Genomic DNA, 22,044 nt, shown 5'->3' with positions numbered 1-22,044 from the left:
TTTCTAAAGCCAAAATTAACCGGTACCCAGGATCACCCCCGCGTATGCGGGAAAGACCATTCTCGCAACAAGGGTGCATATGTCCATAAAGGATCACCCCCGCGTATGCGGGAAAGACGCCATTTCTAAAGCCAAAATTAACCGGTACCCAGGATCACCCCCGCGTATGCGGGAAAGACTACTATTGGCATGTGCATGTTGTTTACTGCTTGGGATCACCCCCGCGTATGCGGGAAAGACTGTTTAACGCGTGCCCAGGAACCTCGAATATCGGGATCACCCCCGCGTATGCGGGAAAGACTTGTTTTTGTTTGGTTTGCGGACTAGGAGACTGGGATCACCCCCGCGTATGCGGGAAAGACTGCTGTCTGTTCGTGGTTTGGAAAACTCTTTAAGGATCACCCCCGCGTATGCGGGAAAGACCAGCTTTCAACCCAATTGGTGTACTCAGCTGCAGGATCACCCCCGCGTATGCGGGAAAGACCTTTTGCATAATGCGCGCATGAAACACAAAGCGGGATCACCCCCGCGTATGCGGGAAAGACAGGGGACGGTGTTGGTGCCGTCCCCTTTGTTGGGGATCACCCCCGCGTATGCGGGAAAGACGCATAATCCTTTGTGTGCTTTGCATCCTTTGCAGGATCACCCCCGCGTATGCGGGAAAGACTGTCTTTCTGTGACTGTTCGTCTAGCACTTTGAGGATCACCCCCGCGTATGCGGGAAAGACACTTAAAAATCCTAATAAAATGGCCATTTCTATAACAGAAACAGTCAAATCTCATTTACTTTTCAAATTCAAACTATCACATAGAGTAGTACAATAGTGCTTTATTTTTATGAAATAAATTTTAACAATCCTTTCAAGTGAAAAACAAGACGCGCCGTTAGCCTAGCATCTATGAGAGCTCTATGAGGAACTGACTCAGAAATGTTGTACTCCTGAAGAACCGTCTTCAACTGATAATTTTTCAAAAATCTCCTATCATGCTTCACAAAACGTGAAATATCAATAACTTTATTAATAGAAAAAGCGCTGCTGAACTTCTCACCTAATGAGAATAAAGCCGAATTAAAAAAACCAATATCAAACGATACGTTATATCCTAATAGTGGTAATTTCCCTATAAAATCGATAAATTCTTTTAATGCTAAGTCTAAACTTACGCCATTAGACTCAAGCATGTCGCACGTAATACCAGTTAACTCGGTAATTTCATTGGGAATTATATTATTTTTTCTACAAATATTATTGTTGCAATCATTAATATTTATTAAAGTCTGAAATTCTTCAATTCTTCCATCTATAAACTTGACAGCCCCAATTTCAATAATTTTATCAACTTTGCTATCTAAACCTGTAGTTTCACAATCTAACACAACAAATTTTTTACTTGTTTTGCCTATATAATCTTTCCAATAGTCATTACAAGTAATTTCTTCATCATTCACGGACAATATCGTAGATTGCATAGAATTATCAGAACTTACAGAACTAATATTTTCATTTACTAAATCATTTTCAATTAAATTAGAAGAAGTATTAATATTTTTTCTACTACTATCATTTGAAAATTTCCTTGCATTATGAAACTTAGCAGCATCGCTAAATCCATGTTTAATATCGTTTTCTAATGTATCAACTGTTGGAATACGTACCAGAGGTAATCCATCCGAATAAACCACCTCACGATGCGAATGTATAGTCTTAAAATCATAGCCAATTTCATTTCTGGAAGAAAAACTCATTGTTACAGCACCATTTCCAACACTGTCTTCTATACGCTTCCATAATTCCTCTCGAACTTTACTATTGAAATTGCCGACGTAAACGCCTGTAGCGATTTCTTGCATCCACTTGGTTAAATCACCTCTTAAAGATAATGGGCAATTAGTCATCGTAATCACAGTTAACGGCATATCAATTCACCTCACTGTAATTTACGCCAGAAGCTACTAGAAGTTCCTTATCGTCCCAAAGATGTATTACATCAACAGTAATTTGGTTGTCAATCGGGATTTCAAGAAGATTTTGTATATCATTAACGATACGAGACATTATGTTGCAATTTGCGAAGCAATCGCGCATCTTCAAACGCATTAACTGTTCAATGTCATCGTTGGATTCACACCGAGCGGCAATTTCAAAAGATGCAGGAATAGTTAATTCAGCTTTATATAAGTCTGCAATATCGTATACAAGAGAAAGATCATGTCCAGTATGCACGAAACCTAATCCAGGTGCTAAACCTAAGGCAGATATTACGCTATGAACTAAACCGTAAAGACATACGTTGCCTACAGACAATGCTTGATTAACGACAGTACCACTTTCAAAATCATCGACTTTATAATCGCGACCATTCCATTGGACATTGTATTTATTAGACATCTCCCTATATATGCTTCTTACGCGAGCTCCTTCTCGACCTCTTAATTGTTGCATAGTATATGAGGATACATCTTCATTAGGGAAACGCATTTGATACATTTTTCTTGCAACGCTCAATCTTGATCTACTATTAGTAACAAGTTTTGCCTGTTTTTCCAACAATCTTGAGCTCCTTGACAATGCTCTACTATGAGCATAATTGCGAACACCATGCTCGCCAACCCAAACTATGCTTGCGCCAACATCTCCAAGTAATTCCATAGCTCTATGAGTAATCTCAGTGCCAGGTCCTAAAAGTAAAACGCCAATCATTGCAGCGGGAACTCTCACAGTTCCGTTTGCATCAAAGACTGTAATAGCACTATCAAGACGATTGATTTTTGCATGCTCTATGTATATAAAGCTTACTCTATCACTTATGCGCGGAAGCTCTTGAATTTCAGCCTTCTTAGCACCACACTTCTTCTTCATACTCCTACAGCCTTTGACACAAAAGATTCATTAACTCAAGCTATTCCAATGGAATAACAGTCATCATTCCGAAACCATATGCTTTCTTTTTACCGATACCGTCTAGTAAAGTTTTACGCATAACATCCTCATCACTAATTGTTAAAACGCCTTGATAAACAGCTTTACTCAAACGAATAGGTTTTTTTGACTTTGTGAATAAGCTATACCCGCGCTCAACAATAGTAAATTCACTTTCATTCAATGAAAAACCTAATTTTTGCGCACGATTAAGCAAAAAATTCATCTGCTGATCATAAGTAACATGTGGTACTACCCTACCTCTAGTAGTGCGAGTTTCAGAAGTATCAGAAATAGAAACAACAGGATTAAGAGTTACTCTAAATTGCATTTTCATACCATTTTTTAAAGACGACAAGAACTTATCATAATTCTTGCTTGAAGCTGTTCCAGCAACTCCATACATCTCTAAACGTTGTAAATTAGGTTCTGAATCACTCACTATAAGTAAGTAATGTTTCCCATTCAAAGAATCTATTCTCCACAATTTTCTGCTTCGCTCATGATTTATCCATTCATCTGGAAAACTTTGTTCAACCCAGTTATGAAAAGCTCCTACAGATTTAAGATCTAGCTGCGATTTAGGTTTTTTATAATCAATTTCAACTCTACTCAAATAAGACATTTAATCCTCCAATCCAGAAAAAGCATCATGCTCAAAACTAAAAGTTTCAGAATCTTTTAGATGTTCACTATCTGATTTGCTGCTTTCTGAATCCGAATTATTGTGCGAAATCTTCTCAATAGGAATTTCCATTTTTGACTCGTATCGAAATCCAAATTTTCTTTCCTTATTTGAGAAAGAATTAACGTAATCCTTTCGTAGCTTACGAACATACGACTGAATTTTATAAGTATAAGTATTATCTTTAGCTAATTCGCATTCTGCTTTATCTACTAAATCTGAATCAGCATATAAAGATATAAATCCTGCATTACATGATTCATTAGAAGATTGCGAGAGCATAGATAATTTAGAAACTTGTACTTGGTTTTTACCTGCTTTTCTTGCAAGCCACTTATACTTTAATGATGCTTGAATTACTCCGCAATCTTCTACGCCTAAAATAAAATCAGCTGTAGGAGGCAGCGATCTTCTACCCAAACTAGATTGAAAATATGGCGAGCGCAAAACATCGTTAATGCTATCGATAAGTTTCTCATTATCGGATCCTATTGCAACTAAGAATATGGCATCTTCTAGATAGTAACGATTTGTAACGTAATTTTTTTCAAAGTCACCGTTAGACTTATATTTTGCAGCAATATGATAATCTCTAAGCAAATTTCCTTGCTGATCTATTCGTACTGCAAAGTCTAAATCATTAAGCTTTGCAATCTCTTCATCACAATCTGCGCTTCTTCTATATCCAAAAGCTGCAGCAATCATGCCTACTACCGCACTTTTAGATGGATAGTAGTCTGTGTGACGAGTTTCAAAATGAGAATCTGTACCCCATGATTGCAAAGGTCCAGCGAACTTCAGTAATAAACTTTTCATAAGCTTCCTAACTGTTAAACACTAAACATCAACCAATAAGTGTTATTTATTAAGAAATTTACTGAAGCAATTCGGAGACTTTGGAAGAAAAATCATCCAATAATTGCTGCATACTTTGCTCTTCCACTCCTAATTTAATCTCCTCATTTGAAGAATCCGTTGTCACATAGAATGATGCAAGCGGCTTATGAACAAATTTTTGAACTTTCTCGTATTCTTGAGATAATTTCTCAATAGATTTTGAAACATATCCGTCTTTTGCTTTTACTGGATCTTCAAATGCGCTAACTAAATTCACTGGTCTGTCATCTCTCAAAGTTACTACAAGCATTTGCGGCAAAGTTTGATTCGCAAAAGTATTTGCTTTTCCAATAGGCATAGCATTAGCGAAAGCTTCAATAAAAAGTTTAAGAGCATTAATTGTAGATTCTTTGTTATCACTCAACTGATGACTAAATTCATGTATTGCAACATTTGCATAACGATACAGTGTTGAAGAATTATATTCTATTGTGCCCAGCATCCCAGCTCCAGCATTATCATCCGCAGATAAATCATCAACAGCAGTATAGTAATCAAATTCAGCACGAACAGCGTGAGTGGAAATTGCGTGAGCAACTTGAGAAGAAGCATCCTCATTAAGCGATGGATCGTCTGCAAGCATGCGACCAAATAAAGCAATATCAATAGGTGGATTATCTTTCAAGATTTCTTGCAGTTGCTTCTTGTCAGTAACATTATTGATTGCTGCTTGCGCTAGAGAATTTGCTTGAGTCTCTCCTAAGAAGAATAAAGCTTTTGCTGTAGGAACTATTTCATCATTATCTTTTTTAGTTTTAACGCCAGCATTATTTAACGTTTTATTTGCTAAATCTAATGCTTCTTGCTCAGATAATTCTGGTTTTAATGCAATAACTTTATCTGCAACGTACTTAACAATGTTTTTGCTTCGTATTCCAACATTAGAATCTCCGCTGTGTTCTTTGAAATATTCGCGCATTGAGTGCTTCCAGCATTGAGAGCTTACTCTAGCTCTAGTTACACCGCCATATTGAGCAGTTTTTGGACTACCTGCATCATCGCGATTAATATTGCATGGTGGAACAGCTTGGATTGCTTGAATATCTAAGAATAAATGAGTGTTCATTGTTTTGCCTTTCTAAATTTTAGTTAATTGTTTAATAACGTTGTTTTTGAAATATGTAATTTTTAAAATATGTGATATTGCTAAAAAGTTATTGCTACTTGCTTAAGCGATAATATTCTTGCGCCCAGGAAAGTCTTACTTTTTCTGAATCTTCAAACTGAAGCAAATATAAATCGCCTGCTAGTTTAGAATAATCAATCGCTTGTTGATTTTCTTTTGTTCTGCTTTTTAGTAGTCGAACTAGTTGACGAAGGTAATAGTAAAAACTTTCGTAATCGCTTGCAGTAATCATAACACTAAAGCGTCTATCCATCGCTCCACGCACACCTTCGTCACTTCTTAGTGCTCTTAAAGCTGTTCCCATATTGTTATAAGATTTTTCATTTTCTGAATCTTCAGATTTGTTCAAATCCTTATAACTTGATTTTTCTACACTACCTTGTTCATACAATGCGTATATTTGCAAAGTATTTATAACAGATCGCATTTGATAGCTAACTTCACCATATTTATTGATAAAGCTTTCTGGAACATTGCTTAGTATCCATGGCCATATTTCTACAGACTGACTTAATGGCTTACCAATTGTGTGACGCAGTTGAGCAAGCATAGCTCGCCTTGATGCAATATCTGAGCCATTCAAAAATTGATTGATAATTTTTCTAACAGCATTAGATACTTCAACAGATTTGCTTTGATTTTCAGCCATAATAGCCTCCTTTCTATGTCTTTATTTTTTTGATAATTTTTTTAAGCGACTAGTAAAAATGCTGTAAGCCGTAACTATATTTTTTGTAGTTTCTTTCTCACTTTGCATAGCAGACCTACCTGTAAAATCACGCAATGTAGCATTTTCCAACATGCCTTTTGCTTCATTTATAAGTATGCTATGCAAAGTATTTCTCCATTGAGTACATCGTTCATTCATTAAATCTTTTGGTTTAATATTTGCTAACCATTGTCTAAACGGCTTATCGACTAAGAAATAAATATGACTAATACACTTATCAGCATATTTAGTTGCATCATCTTTATTTCTATTACGTATTTCACATATGTCTAGAAGAAATTGCCTGTAAATAAATCCTATGGCAGATCTTGTATACTCGACTTCATTGTTAATTCTGCCCACCCATCCGTTGTCAGAATTATCAGTTACTACAACTTCATCAATATGCAGAGTATCGCATATTTCATCTGTAGGAACCCAAGATGTAGCATTACCATCATCTTTCATACTCACAGCCTGTAATGAAATAGAAGAACCTTCAATATCTTTACTAATTTTGTTTAACCATTCCATAATGCATGGTTTGTGATTTTTTAGGATCCCATCATCTGATTCTTGCAATGTAAGTAACCCAAATGATCTCCACATAGATTCTTCTACTTTATGCTTCCTTGGAGTGTATTTGTCCTTGTTTTCACGTTCCTTGTTGTACTGCCATACTGTCATTGGCTCAATAAAAGCATTTTGATGATTAATATCAGGAAGTTTCACTATAGAAACCGATATTGGCTTATCAATGCTAATATCAGGATTTATATATATTGCTCTACTCCATCGAGTGTAAAGTTGAGAAATATTGTCAATAAATGTTTCATAAAACGAATTTTCAATATTTTCCGCTCCTGAATATTCCCAACATGGTTTTTGTTTTTTCTCAGGAGATTGCATTTCGCCAACAAGTACACAGTTGAGCATAAGAGTTTCAAATAGGTTTTCGCCTTCTATGTAAATGCCACCAAGGTCAAAAAGCCATCCTTTAGAAGCTTTATATTTTTCCGTACCAAAAATGGTCTTATCTGCCAATCCAACGTATGACTGTAACACAATAATCCATCTTGCTAATTGTGCTTCAGTAAGTGACGATTTGTTGTTATCAACATTATCTTTTGGAGAAAATACAGCTATTTTATTGTTACTTTCAGAAATCAATCGATTTATATTTTTACCAGATATCTCACTAGGAGATTTGCCACCAAGCTTTTTACTATCTATATCTTGTTTAAGTACTTGCAAAAATGGATACTTGTCATCAAAAAGGTAGAAACGATCATGCCATTGTTCTAAATATTTGAAAACTGCGTCTGGAAACTTTTTGAATTCCAAACTTCGCGCCAAATATTCATTGTTTCTTTATTGAAATAATATTCATCATCTTCACCTGAATCAAATTCACGAGAATTTCCATGAATATCGTACCTAGAAAAAACAGTATGAAGCACAGCAAGCAAAATGCGAAGCAATGCAAAATCCTGTGTTTTCATATCTCCCGCAAGAGCTTTATATTCTGATGCATGATTAAACACGTCTGTAATTGATACGAGTTTATTGTGGCCTTTTTCGTCTACAATGACGGAAATCCAAGGCTCATCTAATAAATTAAATCTGCTCACCCTTTATTCCTTTCTGTCTTCTTCTGAACTCTTAATACACACAATACCACTTTTCTCAGAATACGCAACTCTGTATTTCGATAATTCGCAAATATTATTTTCATCGAATAGAAGCACCAAAGAACCTCGCAACCAAGGCTGATTATCCCAGTCTTTGAATTGCTTTTGTTTTCGTATTCTTTCCAGCTCTGCAATTGTTTCATCAACACGATTGCTGTTTAGTGTAAACATCCACGGCAATCCTACTGTTTCTTGAGCAAGTTTTATTGCAACTTCCGCATCATCAATATTTTGTGAAATATCTTCACAATCATGGAAAGTTCCATAACCAAACCCAACTTTTTTCACAGCAATAACTTCTATAGATTCACCACTATTGCGAACTTGAGCACATGCAAATTCATCAGATTCATTTGTAATTGGATTCTTCAACAAGCCGACAATAGATCTTTCACCAATTTCTGATTCTGGATTTTCAATTCTATATGTTTTTGCAGCACTTTCATTACTATTTCTTACTGAATCATGTTCTCTTTTTGCAACAGCATACACATCTTTCAAATCTTCTTGTAACTCTAAAGGATTATCGCCATAAACTATTTGCACTAATCGAGAAATATCTTTAGGCATGTTTATAACATCTGGCAAATAGTATTGGGTTCTCATAAGTAAATATTTGCTGTAAATAGACTCTGAACCTTTATCAAATTCATAACGATCGTTGGTTCCCAACACATATAAAATTGGCTCTGTGAAATTTTCTGGGCGTTCTATCGTATGCCTGTGTAATCTACCAGCACGCTGAAGTAATAAATCTATAGGAGCAAGATCAGTAAACAAAACATCAAAATCAATATCAAGTGACTGTTCTAATACTTGCGTACCAATAATTATTGCACAAGCAGGTCTATGAGCATTCTTGCCAATCATATTACAAATCTGCTGTTCTTTTCTAACTCTATCAGTAGCAATAAATTGCGAATGAACAAGTATAACTTCGTCATCACTAAATTCATCAACGCAAGCATTATAAATTTCTTGCGCTCTCTTAACGGTGTTTACTATAATTCCAGCAATACCGCCATTATTTAACAAAGATTTAAGCTTACTAACAAGCGATTCATGTAAGTTATCGTCTGTTATTTTTCTTACAGAAATAGATTTATTATCACTTTTATCATTTTCAATAAATTTTTGTTTTACACAGTTTTTATCACTGTATGTAATTAAAGGATAACCATTTGTTTCAAAATCAACATTAGACTTATTGCATTCACTCCATTTAAATCCCAACCCGCGCAGCAGATAAGATTTTATAAGTTCTTTTCTACGCTTTGCAGGTAAGGTGGCAGAAAGCAACACTACAGGAACACCATATGCTGCCATCCAAATAAGAGATTCTTCAAGATACTTATTCATATAAGCGTCATATGCGTGCACTTCGTCAATAATTACAACTTTTTTACTTAAACCCAAATGACGAAGCATAAGATGTTTTTGTTTTAGAGAAGCTAACAAAAATTGATCTACTGTACCAACTACAAAATCATCCAACATTGCGGTTTTTCGCCCCGTAAACCAATCATTAAGTATTACTCCATTGTTATTTGCATCGTTATTACTTGAAGTACTTTCACAACCATCATTCATATTTTGCATTCCACGAGGCAAATGGGCATAATCTGCATTCAGTTCAGCTTTACCATGAACTAAACGTAAACCAATTTCGCCCTGAAAATCACTATTCACACTTTTAAGCCAATTCTCAACTCGCCTAAACATTCCGTTAGAAGTGGCTTGAGTAGGAAGACCAAAGAACACTCCGCTTCTTCCAGTTAGATTTGCCAATTGCTCAGCAGCAATTAAAGAAGCTTCTGTTTTACCTGAACCCATTGCCGATTCAAGAATAAAAATTCCAGGCTCTTTAGATTGAGAAATTACGTCGTACAACGCTATCTGAACATCATTTGGCAAAAAACCAAAATGATGCTTATATAGTTCTGAAACACTGCTACAACAATTTAATGATTCCCATACGTCTTTAGAACCATGCTGTAACCACTTTTCCCAGCCTTTTTTATATCTTTCTTCCTGATTCTCAATCAAATCTTTCTCTATTGGAATAAGCGGAAAATAGTTTTCATTACTAGCAATCCAATCAGCCATAATTACTAATCCGCACAACAAAACTTGCGCAGGTTCACTTATTTCAGGAAGATCATTCACATTAGAAAAATCATTCCTTTCTAAAGCCCAGCCTAAAATATCATTCTGCAATTTTTGCCATAATTTACTATTTTCACTCTCAGATTCACTTTGATAATAATGATCAATATATTTAGACATATTATTTTTATAAACAGAATCATCATCTAAAGGCCTACCATGATGAGCGCCAACGATTGCACAAATTCCTTCAGGAACTCCAGCCTTAGAAAGAATAGCTTGACCTGTTATAGTGTGATGACTACTTGAGCAATCTGTTGCCTTAAGAATAAAATCATCGATATTTGTAAAACCAACAGTAGCTAACTTATTTTTTAACGCAATATCTAAATCTTCTGAATTTGAATACGATTTTCGAAACTGAAAAACGGGAGTAGCCTTACCAATATCATGTATGCATCCTAAAAATTGAGATAATTTTTTTGCATCAACATGTTTACTTAATGAGAATTCAATTAATCTTCGCTGACCATCACTAAGCCAATGATCCCATAATTGACCAATAACATTTCCAGTATCTTCAAGGTGTTGAGCAAGAGGAAGCCATTGCATAGTACCATTGACTTCTCTCTTTTTACCCCATAATGCAGGATTAATAATATGATTACAATTCATACCTACTATCCCCTTAATCCACAATGATTACTAAATAATGGTAAATATACTCTCAATAAGAGCTTTAAGAAAGATTGTGTTGCATATTCGTTACTAAACTAATTGGGCTTCAAACGTATTGCATGCATTTGAAGCCCAAATAATTGCCTCGCCAATGCGAGAAAGACGATAGAACACGAAACACAGAAGGATCACACCCGCGCATGCGGGAAGCTCTATCAAAAGCGATTATACATCAACAGCATTGTTATTGTGATTCCTTTAATCTAGATCTTGTACGCATTCGGTTAATCCGTTTGTAGTATAAATTTAAAATTGTTCAAAGTGGTATAACTCTTACAAAAGTAAAGCAGATGTAGATGTTTAATGCTTAAGAAGAGTATCATTCACAAAAATAGATATAACGCAAGTGTATCAAAATTGTTGCGTTAAGGAAACAGTTTTGATACGCGGGTGTGTGATGTCTTTAAATATTTTGCGGTTAGATTAAAGCAATTTTCTGAATAAAATTTCCAGTTTGTTAGTTTATTGTATGTTGTTACACATAAGAATCTAAGCTTATTTGTCTCATTATTGAATAGATTTGTAACATACGTGAGAGCAGCTTTCTTATTAATACATTTCCATACGTAAAATGCTATACGAAATTGGTAAGAACTTAATATATCTTCGGATTTTGAAATGTATTTAATTTTTGCCGCATAAATTTTTTCAATATCTTCTAAATGTTTAAGGCTAATGAATTGTGTTATAGACAAAAATTGTGTTTATTAATCAAATGTCTTGTTGTAAAAGGCAAAAAGTATGGGTAAGCATAATGACCCATACTTAAACTTAAATCTTTAGTTCTTATTAGACTTATATAGAGAGCAGATGATTGCGCAGCAGACATATTTGAGAAGAAGGAAGCTTTGGTAAAAAATCATTTTATGCGAAGTCTCATGAAATTATCTGGTAAGTACTCTTTTTATGCTGATTCGCGTTTTGTTGCAGATTCTATTGATATCTCAAGGTCTCATAGCTTTAAGAATTGCATTGTTACAACTGAATGTAAAGATGAAGAAAAATATATAATTGTAAAAAATGGTTATGGAAATATAATTTTTGAGACAAAAAATGTATTAACAGAAGCTAACAATGTATTAATGCCATTAGTAGGTAATAGACTAGAATATTTTTCTTACAAGCCCAAAACGTCTTCTAATAGCAGTTCTAGTTTGATTCAATTTAGTTTAAAGGTTGAGATGAATACTGTTAGCATTCCATGTGAAGATATAATTCCAAGAATTGTTTTGGATACAGAAACTACAGGTTTGGATCCTGAATATGATGAAATACTGCAGTTGTCTATAATTGATGGGAATGGCAATGTCTTATGGAATAAGCTATATAAACCAGAATATGTTACTCATTGGCCTCAAGCTGAAGCAATAAATCATATAAATCCTTTTGATGTTAGAAAATGTGAATGTATTACTAAAGATGTGGAGGCTATACAAAATATCATTAATAGAGCTAGAGAAATATGTGCATTCAATGCTAAGTTTGATTTGGCTTTTCTCGCTGAGATTGGTATACGCCTTAACAGGAACAAAGTTACTGATACTATGCGTGAATATGCCGAAACTTTCTATGGTTCAAAAACAATTGCGTTAAAATGGGCTGCCGAAGAGTGTAAATTTTCTTATAATGCGCATGATGCGTTAGAGGATTGTAAAGCTACGTTACATGTTCAAAATAAAGTTGATAAAAAACGTAAGCGCAATGTATTGATAAACAAAAAAATTGATTCAGAAAAATGTTTAACAGGGTATCTGCCATTTGAGGTTCACAGGATGCCACCTAGTAGTAATAAGAAATCTGATGAATTGAATTCCAAATCTTATGTACACTTTATGTTGACTTTAATGTTTGTTGCGATATGTCTTGTTTTTCTGTTCAATTCGTGCAATGACTATCATAATAAAGATTATTATTCAAATGCCATACCAACTACTAGTAATGTTTATCCTGCGAGATAATTAGAGTAGTTGTCTCATTTTATAGTTTTATCCATGTATTTATTATCATAAGGGCGAAGTTTCTCGTACATATAATAATAAATTTTCTGCATGTATGATAGTTTTTTCATTTCTCTTTTTACTGTCCATCTTATTGGATGCATTAGAATACATAGTTTATGTCCCTCCCCCTTAGCTACACCTAATTTATTCTTCAATTCATAAAAGAACAAACTGATTAAATTGTTCTTGTCGGAATAATTCCATGGTGAGAATTTAATAACTATTGGATAATGACATTGATCTTCTTCTTCAGTTTTTTGTGAAGTAAAAATTTTTTTGATTCTTTTGTATACTTTTGAATACCATTTTTCTTTCTCTACTCTTTTGGCTTTGTCTTCGTTTATTGGAATCTCAGATATTGCCATGTTAATAATAGATGTCTTGCCACTACCCCACTTTTTGCCGCTTACCCCACATTTTGGGAAATAAACCTAAATTGCCGCTTATCCTTAATGCGCATTGTTTTGGGAAAGTAAATATGCTAGAGGGTCGCACAAAACCGCGACCCTCTGCTAACAGCAATCAACACTTCCTATAGTGAAGTGAGCTTGTCGTACATACAAGAATATACAAATTTGGTTATTTTTACAAATTTTAGGACTACGTGTTGCATTGATAATTTTTGAATACAAAAACATGTTATAAACATAGAAGAATATATTCGCCATATTTTAGCACGAATATGAAGTTGTTTTTAATATCGTTAATATTTTATGCAACAATTTGTAGTAAATAGAGAAGTAATTCATATTAGTTATGCACATTATTTTTCTAGTTCGATGGTTGGAATAATTATGTGTGATAATAATTCTATGTTAACTGCTTATATTGATGAATCTCATTCGCCTGTAGATAGAAAAATTGGCGGAGATATATATTATATTGGTGCGTTAATTGTTGACGAGCAGCAAAAAGAATTTATAGAACATGAGCTTGCAAAATTAAAAGAAAGCGTTATACAAAAATTTAATGTTCCAAGTAATGTTGAATTTCATGGTCATTGTATGTTCCAGTTTAAGGGTGATTGGAAATGCATGAATGGGCTATATACACAATCCACTGGTATTTATAGATCTGCAATGCGTATATTGGCAAAATCATGTGCAAAAGTTATTATTCGCGGTGTTGCTGCTACTGAATTAAAACAACGATATAAAGAACATGCTCATACACCTCACGATGTTGCACTTCAATATTGTCTCGAGAGAGTTAATTTTATTGCTGAATTATATAGAACTGATATAACTATTGTTGCTGATAAAGTGGCTGATCCTGAAGCACATGAAGGTCGCATTAAGCAATATCAGAATAATGGTAATACAGAGGGTTTTTATAATTCAAATCTTTCTCATATTGTGATGCCATTCCATTGGGAAGATTCAAGACAATACTTTGGATTGCAAATGATTGATATGGCATTATTTATCGCTTCGCGCGCTGCAATGATTGATAAATCATTAGAATCATCTCAACTTTCTCGTGGAGATAAAGCAGTATTAAAAACAGCTCATATAATTGACGATATTATTTGTAACAGTGGTGTATATTTCCCAATGAAGCATCTTATACAAAACGACATTTTCTAATGTAAATATGCTAGAGGGTCGCACAAAACTTGTGACCCTCTGCTAACAGCAATCAACGCTTCCTAATATAAATCCTGACTTGTAGAAACTACAGATTGGTTTTTCGTTTTATAGGTTTGCTTATATTAAATTCATTCCTTAGTCATGCGAATATAGGATTTGAAAAGAATTTCTAGACGTTCGTCGTTATTAGAGCAAGGCTTTGCAGAACCAAAAGCAACATCTACTACTTTATCTAGCTCGTCATGAGCTTTGCGCAAATCTTGAGGCATGCATTTTGGATCATACAAGTCTGCTAGAGATTGGCCTGGGTGATTCGCACGCGCTTTAAGTATGGCTTTACCTGCTTCAATAACTTTCTCTCGCATATCACTTGTAAGCTCTGGAAGCGGAAGATTGTCGGAATATCTTACGGCTTGCTCAGCTGGAGTAACAGAATCACCTTGACGTTCTTCAGGCTTATCAAGATCAACATTCTTACTTTTTTGCTCAACAAGAAAACGAGAATCAGGGCACAACATGTCAATGTACCCACGGTTAGCGGTACGATACTCAAACTCGGTATTGTTTATTGCGTCTGGAATGCCCAAAACGTTTTGCATAAGGTTCAAGCCAAAACTTCTGCGTTTCCTGCTTTTCATCGCCGCGACCTTGCCAGCGCTCAATAAACTCTGCTGCCTTTTTGTGCTGATCTGCAATATTCATGAGTATATTATCTAACTTGCTAGGGATTATGTGCTTATTGTTTAACTTGACAGTCAAATACTGCATGTCCTGCTAGAATTGAAGTGATTGAAAATGGTGAAATATATCTAAAATGGGCTCTACTTGATAATAAATTAAATGATAAAAAAGAGATTTTGCTGTGCTAAAAGAAATATAGGGGAGGATAAGGAAGTTTATTATGCAAATAGTTGAAGGAATACCAGAATATTTATATCATTACACTAGTTTGAAATCGGCAAAGCTAATTTTAATGAATAAAACTTTGAGACTAACTTCACTTGAATGTATGGATGATAAAACTGAAGCAATTACCGGTGAAGGTCGCAATTTGGGGAAATTTATTTTTTCAAGCTGCTGGAGTGAGAATAGAGACAGCATACCACAATGGTCTATGTATGGAGATTCTAGCAGAGGCGTTTGCATAAAATTAAGAAGTTTTCCTTTTAAAAAATAATTATGATGATTACGTTGAGCATTGCATTAATAAAGAAGATCAACCATCGGAAAAGTCAACGGATGAAACTTTTATAGTACCTGCGCAATATTGTTTTGGATGTAGATTTAAGCTAATGCCGCAATTTATTATAAGTGACAAAGATAGAGACATTCTTACCCAGCGCTTAAATGCAAAAGTAACATATACAGACGATGAATCACTTATCTATCCTAGATGTTTGAGACAGGATGGTGAATTTTTTTGTTTTGACGCGAATGTGTTAGGGAAATATAAAAGTACTGAGTGGGAGTTCCAAAAAGAATGGAGATATTCAGTAATGTATATTCCATTTGATCAAATAAAATTTCTTAGGGATGAGAAATATAGTGCTAATGTTGGTCAAGAAATTGTTAATGATTTATTATCAAATAATCAACCCATCGTTCATTATGCAGACTTTAACATTGATGGTAAATATTTTGACGACATGGAATTGATATGCGGCCCAATGATGGAAGAATTTGATTATCAAGAATTAGTGTATTTTGCAAAAGGCATTAATCCCAATATACGTGTTGTTAGAAGTAGATTGTATAACAAATGGAAAAGTAAAATCTGAATCGAAGTGACTTATGTTTATTGACCTTGTATTTATGCTAAAAAATAAGGATAGCGAAAATGATATTGATTCATTTAAGGAAAATTTCGCAGACCTGATTTCTTTTAAAGAAAAAACATTATGCTTACACAACGATGATCAAGAATTTAATTATAATATTCAGAAAATAGGCGAAGAAATTAGGCTAAAAATTTTAACTATTAATAAGAAAACTACAAGAAAAGAAGCAATTTCAATCGAGTCTTTGAAGTTCGCTTTTATAAAAAATAATCTAAGATGCAAATATAACGTTGTTGTCATTTTTGATGGAGCTTCAGATTATTACTGCAATAACCTGTCTAAGTATATATTCACATTTGAAAGGAAATTAAGACAATTTGTATACCTTACTGTGTTAAGCGCATATGGTACAGAATGGACTAAAAAAACTTTAGTCGACGAAGAAATTAAGAATGATGTTGCAGAGAATATAAGGAATAAAAATCGTTATATTGAGATTGCTTTAGATTGTTTTACTTTTCAAAATTATATTGATTATTTATTTAAGGAACAATCTATTGAAGATGCAAATGAGGTAATTGAAGATGCAAAATTAGCTTTGAAAAAACGGGAATCTTCAAATAATATTATTAATATATTAAATAAGGGTGAAAAGATATCATTATGGGAAAGACTTTTTAGTAAAAGAAATATAGATTTAACTAGAAATAGTCTTGATGAAATTAGAAAAATAAGAAACAAAGTAGTGCACAACAAAGAAATTTCTGATACTGAATTTTGCAAATATAGAAATATACTTAAGCAATATATAAAGAAGTTAGATATTGCCGTTGCTGATTTTGAGAACAGAAAGCATTTGAGCGTTACAGATTTAGAAAATGTTTTATCTTCGTTTACTAGAATCATTCAAACGAATAGAATCAATGAGCATTTTATCAAAGCTGTTTCGCCCGCTTTGAGTGAAATTTCAAATTCATTATCTAAAGAAGCTGTAAAAAATATTTCCGCTTCAATAAGCGATATGATTCATTTGGATAATAAATCATTTAGTGCAATAACTGAAGCATTTGCTAAATTTTATAGACAAAATCTTGAAATAAAAAATGCCAAAAATTTTTCCTAATAACATTCCTACGCCAAAATTAAATATAAAGAACCCTTTGTTTTGAAAGATATATAAAAATGCCAAATCTATCTTATTTTCTGAAAATAAACAATGAAATTAATCTAATTTTGTTAGTTCTGAAGATTGAATATTGTAATTGTTGTGTGAATAATCAATGTGTTCTAAATATTTGATATATTTAGTTGAAAGTCGGCTTCACGCCGTCGGCTGATTTACTCACCTTAGGTGTTGTGCGGTCTCCATTATTTTTTGGCTTATAGCACATGAATCATGAGTAATCGGCAAAATGTGTAGAGAAAAGCTTGTGAATATCCGGGGATATAATCCAAGATCTAAACACCGTTACTAACTCGGTCAACGAACTGAGAAAATAACGGTGTCTAACGATTGCTACATACTGCTTTCTGAATCAACCAGCTTAAAGCCGCAGTGCACTAAACTTTTTAGCGATAGTCTTCACTAAGTACGAACAACAGCCTAAAGCACGCAAAACCGTCTGATCCTAATACCCAATCACATCTTTCTCAACTTCGCGTATAACGTCCTCGGATATGTTTTCAACAGCAATACGATAGACCTTATTCATGCGAGGATTATAAATACCCAAGTACTTAATATTCTGAAACTCTGGATGAATAGAATGCAAACCCATACGCCAATACATAAGCAGTTGAAGAGTCTGATTCTTATCCAACTTTTCTTTAGAAACTTTAAAATCCCACAAAGTATCAGCTGTTATAAAATCACCATCACCAGCACTTACCGTATTAGTGTAACCGCCCTCTAGCGTAAAACCGTCAAGCACTTTCGGACCGTAACACTCAAGAAAATGAAGCGAGCGCTGAACCATAACTCTGATGTTTTGGATTGTGTGCTCATCGGGATTGATTTCATCAAAAGGCCTGTAGCCAATAGGATCATATCTAAAGCATACGTCGAATCCAACAAGTTTGACGGCGTTAACTATATCTTCATCGCTAAGTCCTTTAATGCCGGACATAAGTTTCAACGCATTATCGCGTTCGTTTATAATCATTGCGCCCAGTAAAGAAATTTTAAACGCGTCTATTGCACTCGATCCAGACATTAAACGAGTCATGTAGTCAACTACTATACCAACTAAACTTGGGTGAATGTTCCCTTTATCATATAAGTCTTCTATTCCTTCACCTAATGATTTTTCAACAAAATCTTTTCGTGGCAAATATCCACCATAAGGTTGTTTAATGCTCTTAATGCGTTGTGTAACTGAAGATCCCATAACTAAACACTCTCCTCATTAAAAGTGCGTACAGATTATGAAAATAATTTAATAGAAACAACGTACGTACGAATTTGTTGAGACAAAAACTGATATGTAATTCTTTTGTACTACCCCACTGCAATTTTTAACGTGTTAACAAAAGTCTCAAGTAGCGTGATACTTGCGAAACATATAATACAGAAAGCAATAGTTTCAGAGTGCAAAAGGAAAAGTTTCATTGCATACAAGAGTTAAGAAACTAGACCTGCCTATTTACTACTTATTACAAGGCTAAGCAACCTCATAAATTCCTTATCTCCAAATCTCCAATAAAGTCTATGAGGAATTTGCCAAATGAAGTATTTAACACGAGAACAGGTGATTAAACTTTTGCTTTCATCTGCTTGCGTATGCTTGCAACTATTTTGTAAAATAAGCACAGAAAGGATGCGAACACAATGTCAAATACGAATGCTGTATATGCAAGAATCGATACAAATCTTAAAGAAAACGCTGAAAGCATATTGAACCAGCTTGGCATAACACCGTCTTCTGCGATTCAAATGCTTTACAGCCAGATTGTTTTACAAAAAGGCATGCCATTTGAACTTCGCTTGCCAACTAATAAGCAAGAAAAGCCGCTTGCTTTAGGCAGCTTAACAAGAGATGAGTTGGATAAGGAATTGCAAAAAGGCATCGACTCTATTTCGACTGGCAAACAATATAGTGCAGATGAAGTAGATCAGTTCTTTGCAAAGGAATATGGTGCATGAGTACAACTTATAACATCATCTATTCTCCGCAAGCGTTCCTTGATCTTACAGAGCTATACGAATACATTTGTTTTACATTACAAGTTCCAAGAACGGCGGAAAAACAAGTCAACCGCATTAAGCATGCTATACGTTCTCTTGAGACTATGCCTATACGATATACACTTGTTAATTGGGATCCGTGGTGTTCTAAAGGAATACGCAGAGTTCCCATAGATAACTACACAGTTTTTTACCAAGTAGACGAAAACCAAATGACTGTAACAGTTATTCGTATCTTCTACTCAGGCAGAAATATTGAAAACATTGTTAACGACTCAAACAATTAATGCGCGATTTGGGATAGAAAAGTACTGGCAACGTATTCACACTTTTTAGTGCACACTATGGATATTGGGTGCACTTTTTAACGATAGGAAAATATCGCAAAAAGGTTTAAGATTGACTTAATAGCTTGATTTTTGGGAATGCAACCAGCCTAGAAGCCCTCCTAGGCTGGTTGCAACGTTTCGTCGATTGACACTCATTTAACTTTTGCCCTAGTTTATTTCTATATCTTCTAATCGTTCACTTTTTTAATTATCTTTCTTTATCAATCGTTCTCTTTCAGAGCAAGTTCTATAAGCTTATCCGTGTAATCAGCCATAAATAACGGAATATTCAACATATCATCGTCTAGTTTGAGATTATTCAGCGAGAATCGTATACGTAATTTCGTTTGATTAGGGAATAATTCTTTAAACTTTTTCAAACTTCTACTATTAATATTTGCTTCAGATTTAACTTCAATAGGGAAAATATCATTTTCTCGTTGAATAAGAAAATCCACTTCATACGGCGGATTCGTTTGAGACCAGTATCTAGGCATCACTTCAAATTGAGTAAGCAGCGCTTGCAAAACATAATTTTCTGTTAAAGCACCCTTAAACTCAGTAAACAGTCTATTGCCTTCCGCAAACGCAGTCGGAGCAAGTTGAGATAATCGCCTTAACAAACCAACATCTGCCAAATAAATCTTAAAAGCAGATACATCATCATAAGCAGCAATAGGTAAACTCGGCGCAGTATTTCTATAAATTTTATACACCAATTGTGCTGATACCAACCATTGCAAAGCATCTTCATATTCTCTTGCTCGCGCACCATTTTTAACAACTTTATACAAGAATTTTTTGTTTTCACGCGCAAGTTGAGACGGAATAGAATTCCAAATCATTGATATTTTAGGAAACTCACCAACACTAGGATGTTTCGCAAAATCTCGTTCATAAGCTGTTATGATCTCAAACAACGTTTCTTGCATTGCGTTTACATCTCGCGCTTTAGTCCACATTAAAACCGATTCAGGCATTCCCCCCGTAACATAATACATTTTTAATTTCTCGTATAGAGGATTAAAAAATGCGTCTGGAATCTGTTCTATTTTATCGATTTGTTCAATATACTTCGCTAGATTTTCATCTCCATTAGCAAGCAAAAACTCCGTGAAATTCATTGGGTTTATTTGCATAAAATTAACTTTTCCAACTGGGAATGAAGATGGTTTTGCAAGCGTTATTCCAAGCAACGATCCAGCGCAAGCAATATGATATTGCGGAGCGTTTTCACAAAAATATTTCATCGAGTTTATTACTTCTGGGCAATCCTGAACCTCATCAAATATAACCAACGTGTTTTCTGCTTCGATTTTTTGACCACTTGCAAGCATTAGATTTTGTAAAATTCGCTCCACGTTTTTAGTGGTTTCAAAGAATTGCTTATATTCTTTGTTTTCATCGAAGTTAAAATAAGCAATATTTTTGTAGTAAAGCTTACCAAATTCTTTTAATACCCAAGTTTTACCAACTTGTCGCACACCTTTTAATATCAACGGTTTACGATACGGTGAGTTCTTCCATGCTAAAAGTTTACTCATAATCAGCCTTTTCATGACTACCACCTTTCGCTTGACGCTACGCTATTAAATATTGCAACCGTATTAACGCTTGACTATTTCTACGCGAGTTGCACTGTTGTTCTGTTATATTTTGCGGTATCTTTTATCGTATATCACATTATTATATACGTTTTGGTGCATTTAATCACATTATTATACGTATTTTAGTGTTTTTTATCACATAATTATACGCATTGAGCAATGCTGAGCATAAAAACACGTAAAAACACGCAGCAAAAATTACTTCACACGCACTAAATATCTTGCCCTTTATGACTCGATAACATGTATTTCACATACCGTGCTTTCCAATCATCTTCACGAACGCAAGCAAACGCATTCGTCACAGACTGCAAGCCTAAACTTTTAACATACTTACAAGCAATACTAAAACTATTATCAACGCTAATCTCTTCATTCACTAGCAAACTATACTCTTTCATAAACAGCAAGATTTACAGAAACAGAAGAACCAATATCATCGCGCGCGTTTAACGCCTCCAACAACATTCCCTCATAAACGAAGCAATCACATGCAAATCTTCACACTCATAATACTCAACAAGCAACTTCTTAAACTCAGGAACCTTATTTTCTGGAATAACCAACAAGCCCCTGCCATGAGAAATCAAATAATGTAGAGAACTTTTTTACAATTTTTACACCGTTTTGTTCTCCAAAACATAAGCAACTAGAGTACACAACTATGGATGCTACTATCTGGCA

20 protein-coding genes, 1 pseudogene and 1 CRISPR repeat array (1 of these 22 only partly in view) are annotated in these 22,044 nt (G+C 34.5%); of the genes and pseudogenes, 7 read left to right on the top strand and 14 right to left on the bottom strand.

The window, feature by feature from the left end; translation table 11 throughout:
- Positions 1–728: direct repeats of the CRISPR family, unit length 28 nt; unit sequence GGATCACCCCCGCGTATGCGGGAAAGAC; it reaches 887 nt to the left of the window's first position.
- 107 nt (positions 729–835) lie between these two features.
- The 8 genes and pseudogenes from cas2e to HXT37_RS04285 form a co-directional block, all read right to left on the bottom strand.
- On the bottom strand, positions 836–1,918 hold the full coding sequence (gene cas2e / locus HXT37_RS04320; RefSeq protein WP_102703115.1) for a type I-E CRISPR-associated endoribonuclease Cas2e: 1,083 nt from the start codon (positions 1,916–1,918) through the stop codon (positions 836–838).
- Between the two features lies 1 nt (position 1,919).
- On the bottom strand, positions 1,920–2,861 hold the full coding sequence (gene cas1e / locus HXT37_RS04315) for a type I-E CRISPR-associated endonuclease Cas1e (protein WP_102703114.1): 942 nt from the start codon (positions 2,859–2,861) through the stop codon (positions 1,920–1,922).
- 40 nt (positions 2,862–2,901) lie between these two features.
- The gene (gene cas6e / locus HXT37_RS04310) at positions 2,902–3,546 is read right to left on the bottom strand and encodes a type I-E CRISPR-associated protein Cas6/Cse3/CasE (RefSeq protein WP_102703113.1); all 645 of its coding nucleotides are present in this window, start codon (positions 3,544–3,546) and stop codon (positions 2,902–2,904) included.
- Positions 3,547–4,422, bottom strand: coding sequence for a type I-E CRISPR-associated protein Cas5/CasD (cas5e, locus tag HXT37_RS04305; RefSeq protein WP_102703112.1), 876 nt, complete (start codon positions 4,420–4,422; stop codon positions 3,547–3,549). It abuts the gene before it with no gap.
- A 58-nt stretch (positions 4,423–4,480) separates the two neighbouring features.
- Positions 4,481–5,569 carry a type I-E CRISPR-associated protein Cas7/Cse4/CasC gene (cas7e, locus tag HXT37_RS04300; protein ID WP_102703111.1) on the bottom strand — a complete coding sequence of 363 codons (1,089 nt, stop codon included), beginning with the start codon at positions 5,567–5,569 and terminating at the stop codon, positions 4,481–4,483.
- A 94-nt stretch (positions 5,570–5,663) separates the two neighbouring features.
- Positions 5,664–6,278 carry a type I-E CRISPR-associated protein Cse2/CasB gene (gene casB, locus HXT37_RS04295; RefSeq protein ID WP_102703110.1) on the bottom strand — a complete coding sequence of 205 codons (615 nt, stop codon included), beginning with the start codon at positions 6,276–6,278 and terminating at the stop codon, positions 5,664–5,666.
- 21 nt (positions 6,279–6,299) lie between these two features.
- A pseudogene (casA, locus tag HXT37_RS04290) lies at positions 6,300–7,969 on the bottom strand (type I-E CRISPR-associated protein Cse1/CasA).
- Between the two features lie 3 nt (positions 7,970–7,972).
- On the bottom strand, positions 7,973–10,810 hold the full coding sequence (locus tag HXT37_RS04285) for a CRISPR-associated helicase/endonuclease Cas3 (RefSeq protein ID WP_102703108.1): 2,838 nt from the start codon (positions 10,808–10,810) through the stop codon (positions 7,973–7,975).
- A gap of 941 nt (positions 10,811–11,751) precedes the next feature.
- On the opposite strand from HXT37_RS04285, the gene HXT37_RS04280 reads away from it, so the two are divergent.
- Positions 11,752–12,831 (top strand): 3'-5' exonuclease, encoded by a 1,080-nt coding sequence (locus HXT37_RS04280; RefSeq protein ID WP_158245252.1) that lies wholly within the window; start codon positions 11,752–11,754, stop codon positions 12,829–12,831.
- A 14-nt stretch (positions 12,832–12,845) separates the two neighbouring features.
- On the opposite strand, the gene HXT37_RS04275 is transcribed toward HXT37_RS04280, so the two are convergent.
- Positions 12,846–13,238, bottom strand: a complete 393-nt coding sequence (locus HXT37_RS04275) for a hypothetical protein (protein WP_233186346.1) — start codon at positions 13,236–13,238, stop codon at positions 12,846–12,848.
- Between the two features lie 429 nt (positions 13,239–13,667).
- Between HXT37_RS04275 and HXT37_RS04270 the strand changes: the two genes are divergently transcribed.
- The gene (locus HXT37_RS04270; protein WP_158245253.1) at positions 13,668–14,459 is read left to right on the top strand and encodes a DUF3800 domain-containing protein; all 792 of its coding nucleotides are present in this window, start codon (positions 13,668–13,670) and stop codon (positions 14,457–14,459) included.
- Positions 14,460–14,590: 131 nt separating this feature from the next.
- On the opposite strand, the gene HXT37_RS04265 is transcribed toward HXT37_RS04270, so the two are convergent.
- On the bottom strand, positions 14,591–15,100 hold the full coding sequence (locus HXT37_RS04265) for a type IIL restriction-modification enzyme MmeI (protein ID WP_180963723.1): 510 nt from the start codon (positions 15,098–15,100) through the stop codon (positions 14,591–14,593).
- A 263-nt stretch (positions 15,101–15,363) separates the two neighbouring features.
- On the opposite strand from HXT37_RS04265, the gene HXT37_RS04260 reads away from it, so the two are divergent.
- The 3 genes from HXT37_RS04260 (at position 15,364) to HXT37_RS04250 (ending at position 17,363) form a co-directional block, all read left to right on the top strand.
- A complete protein-coding gene (locus HXT37_RS04260) occupies positions 15,364–15,639 on the top strand; it encodes a hypothetical protein (protein ID WP_102703104.1) in 276 nt (91 codons plus the stop codon).
- A gap of 115 nt (positions 15,640–15,754) precedes the next feature.
- Positions 15,755–16,240, top strand: coding sequence for a hypothetical protein (locus HXT37_RS04255; protein WP_102703103.1), 486 nt, complete (start codon positions 15,755–15,757; stop codon positions 16,238–16,240).
- Positions 16,241–16,253: 13 nt separating this feature from the next.
- Positions 16,254–17,363: a hypothetical protein gene (locus HXT37_RS04250; RefSeq protein ID WP_102703102.1), complete on the top strand. Its 1,110-nt coding sequence runs from the start codon at positions 16,254–16,256 to the stop codon at positions 17,361–17,363.
- Between the two features lie 505 nt (positions 17,364–17,868).
- On the opposite strand, the gene HXT37_RS04245 is transcribed toward HXT37_RS04250, so the two are convergent.
- The gene (locus HXT37_RS04245; RefSeq protein WP_102703101.1) at positions 17,869–18,627 is read right to left on the bottom strand and encodes a hypothetical protein; all 759 of its coding nucleotides are present in this window, start codon (positions 18,625–18,627) and stop codon (positions 17,869–17,871) included.
- A 440-nt stretch (positions 18,628–19,067) separates the two neighbouring features.
- Between HXT37_RS04245 and HXT37_RS04240 the strand changes: the two genes are divergently transcribed.
- Together HXT37_RS04240 and HXT37_RS04235 are read left to right on the top strand one after the other, a co-directional pair.
- Positions 19,068–19,382 (top strand): type II toxin-antitoxin system RelB/DinJ family antitoxin, encoded by a 315-nt coding sequence (locus HXT37_RS04240; RefSeq protein ID WP_076002873.1) that lies wholly within the window; start codon positions 19,068–19,070, stop codon positions 19,380–19,382.
- Entirely contained in the window at positions 19,379–19,711 is a 333-nt protein-coding gene (locus HXT37_RS04235) for a type II toxin-antitoxin system RelE/ParE family toxin (RefSeq protein WP_103013870.1), read from the top strand. Before HXT37_RS04240 ends, HXT37_RS04235 begins: the two co-directional genes overlap by 4 nt.
- A 263-nt stretch (positions 19,712–19,974) precedes the next feature.
- On the opposite strand, the gene HXT37_RS04230 is transcribed toward HXT37_RS04235, so the two are convergent.
- The 3 genes from HXT37_RS04230 to HXT37_RS04220 all read right to left on the bottom strand — a co-directional run bounded on the left by HXT37_RS04230 (position 19,975) and on the right by HXT37_RS04220 (position 21,950).
- Positions 19,975–21,312, bottom strand: a complete 1,338-nt coding sequence (locus tag HXT37_RS04230; protein WP_415693264.1) for an ATP-binding protein — start codon at positions 21,310–21,312, stop codon at positions 19,975–19,977.
- Positions 21,313–21,572: 260 nt separating this feature from the next.
- On the bottom strand, positions 21,573–21,740 hold the full coding sequence (locus HXT37_RS04225; RefSeq protein WP_012914158.1) for a hypothetical protein: 168 nt from the start codon (positions 21,738–21,740) through the stop codon (positions 21,573–21,575).
- Positions 21,741–21,809: 69 nt separating this feature from the next.
- Positions 21,810–21,950 carry a hypothetical protein gene (locus tag HXT37_RS04220; protein WP_004109059.1) on the bottom strand — a complete coding sequence of 47 codons (141 nt, stop codon included), beginning with the start codon at positions 21,948–21,950 and terminating at the stop codon, positions 21,810–21,812.
- Positions 21,951–22,044: the final 94 nt, after the last annotated feature.

This window comes from Gardnerella sp. DNF01151 (assembly GCF_049244235.1).
GTDB classification, from domain to species: Bacteria; Actinomycetota; Actinomycetes; order Actinomycetales; family Bifidobacteriaceae; genus Bifidobacterium; species Bifidobacterium swidsinskii.
Note: the sequence above shows the minus strand (reverse complement) of the source record. Positions and strands in the feature narration are given on the sequence as shown.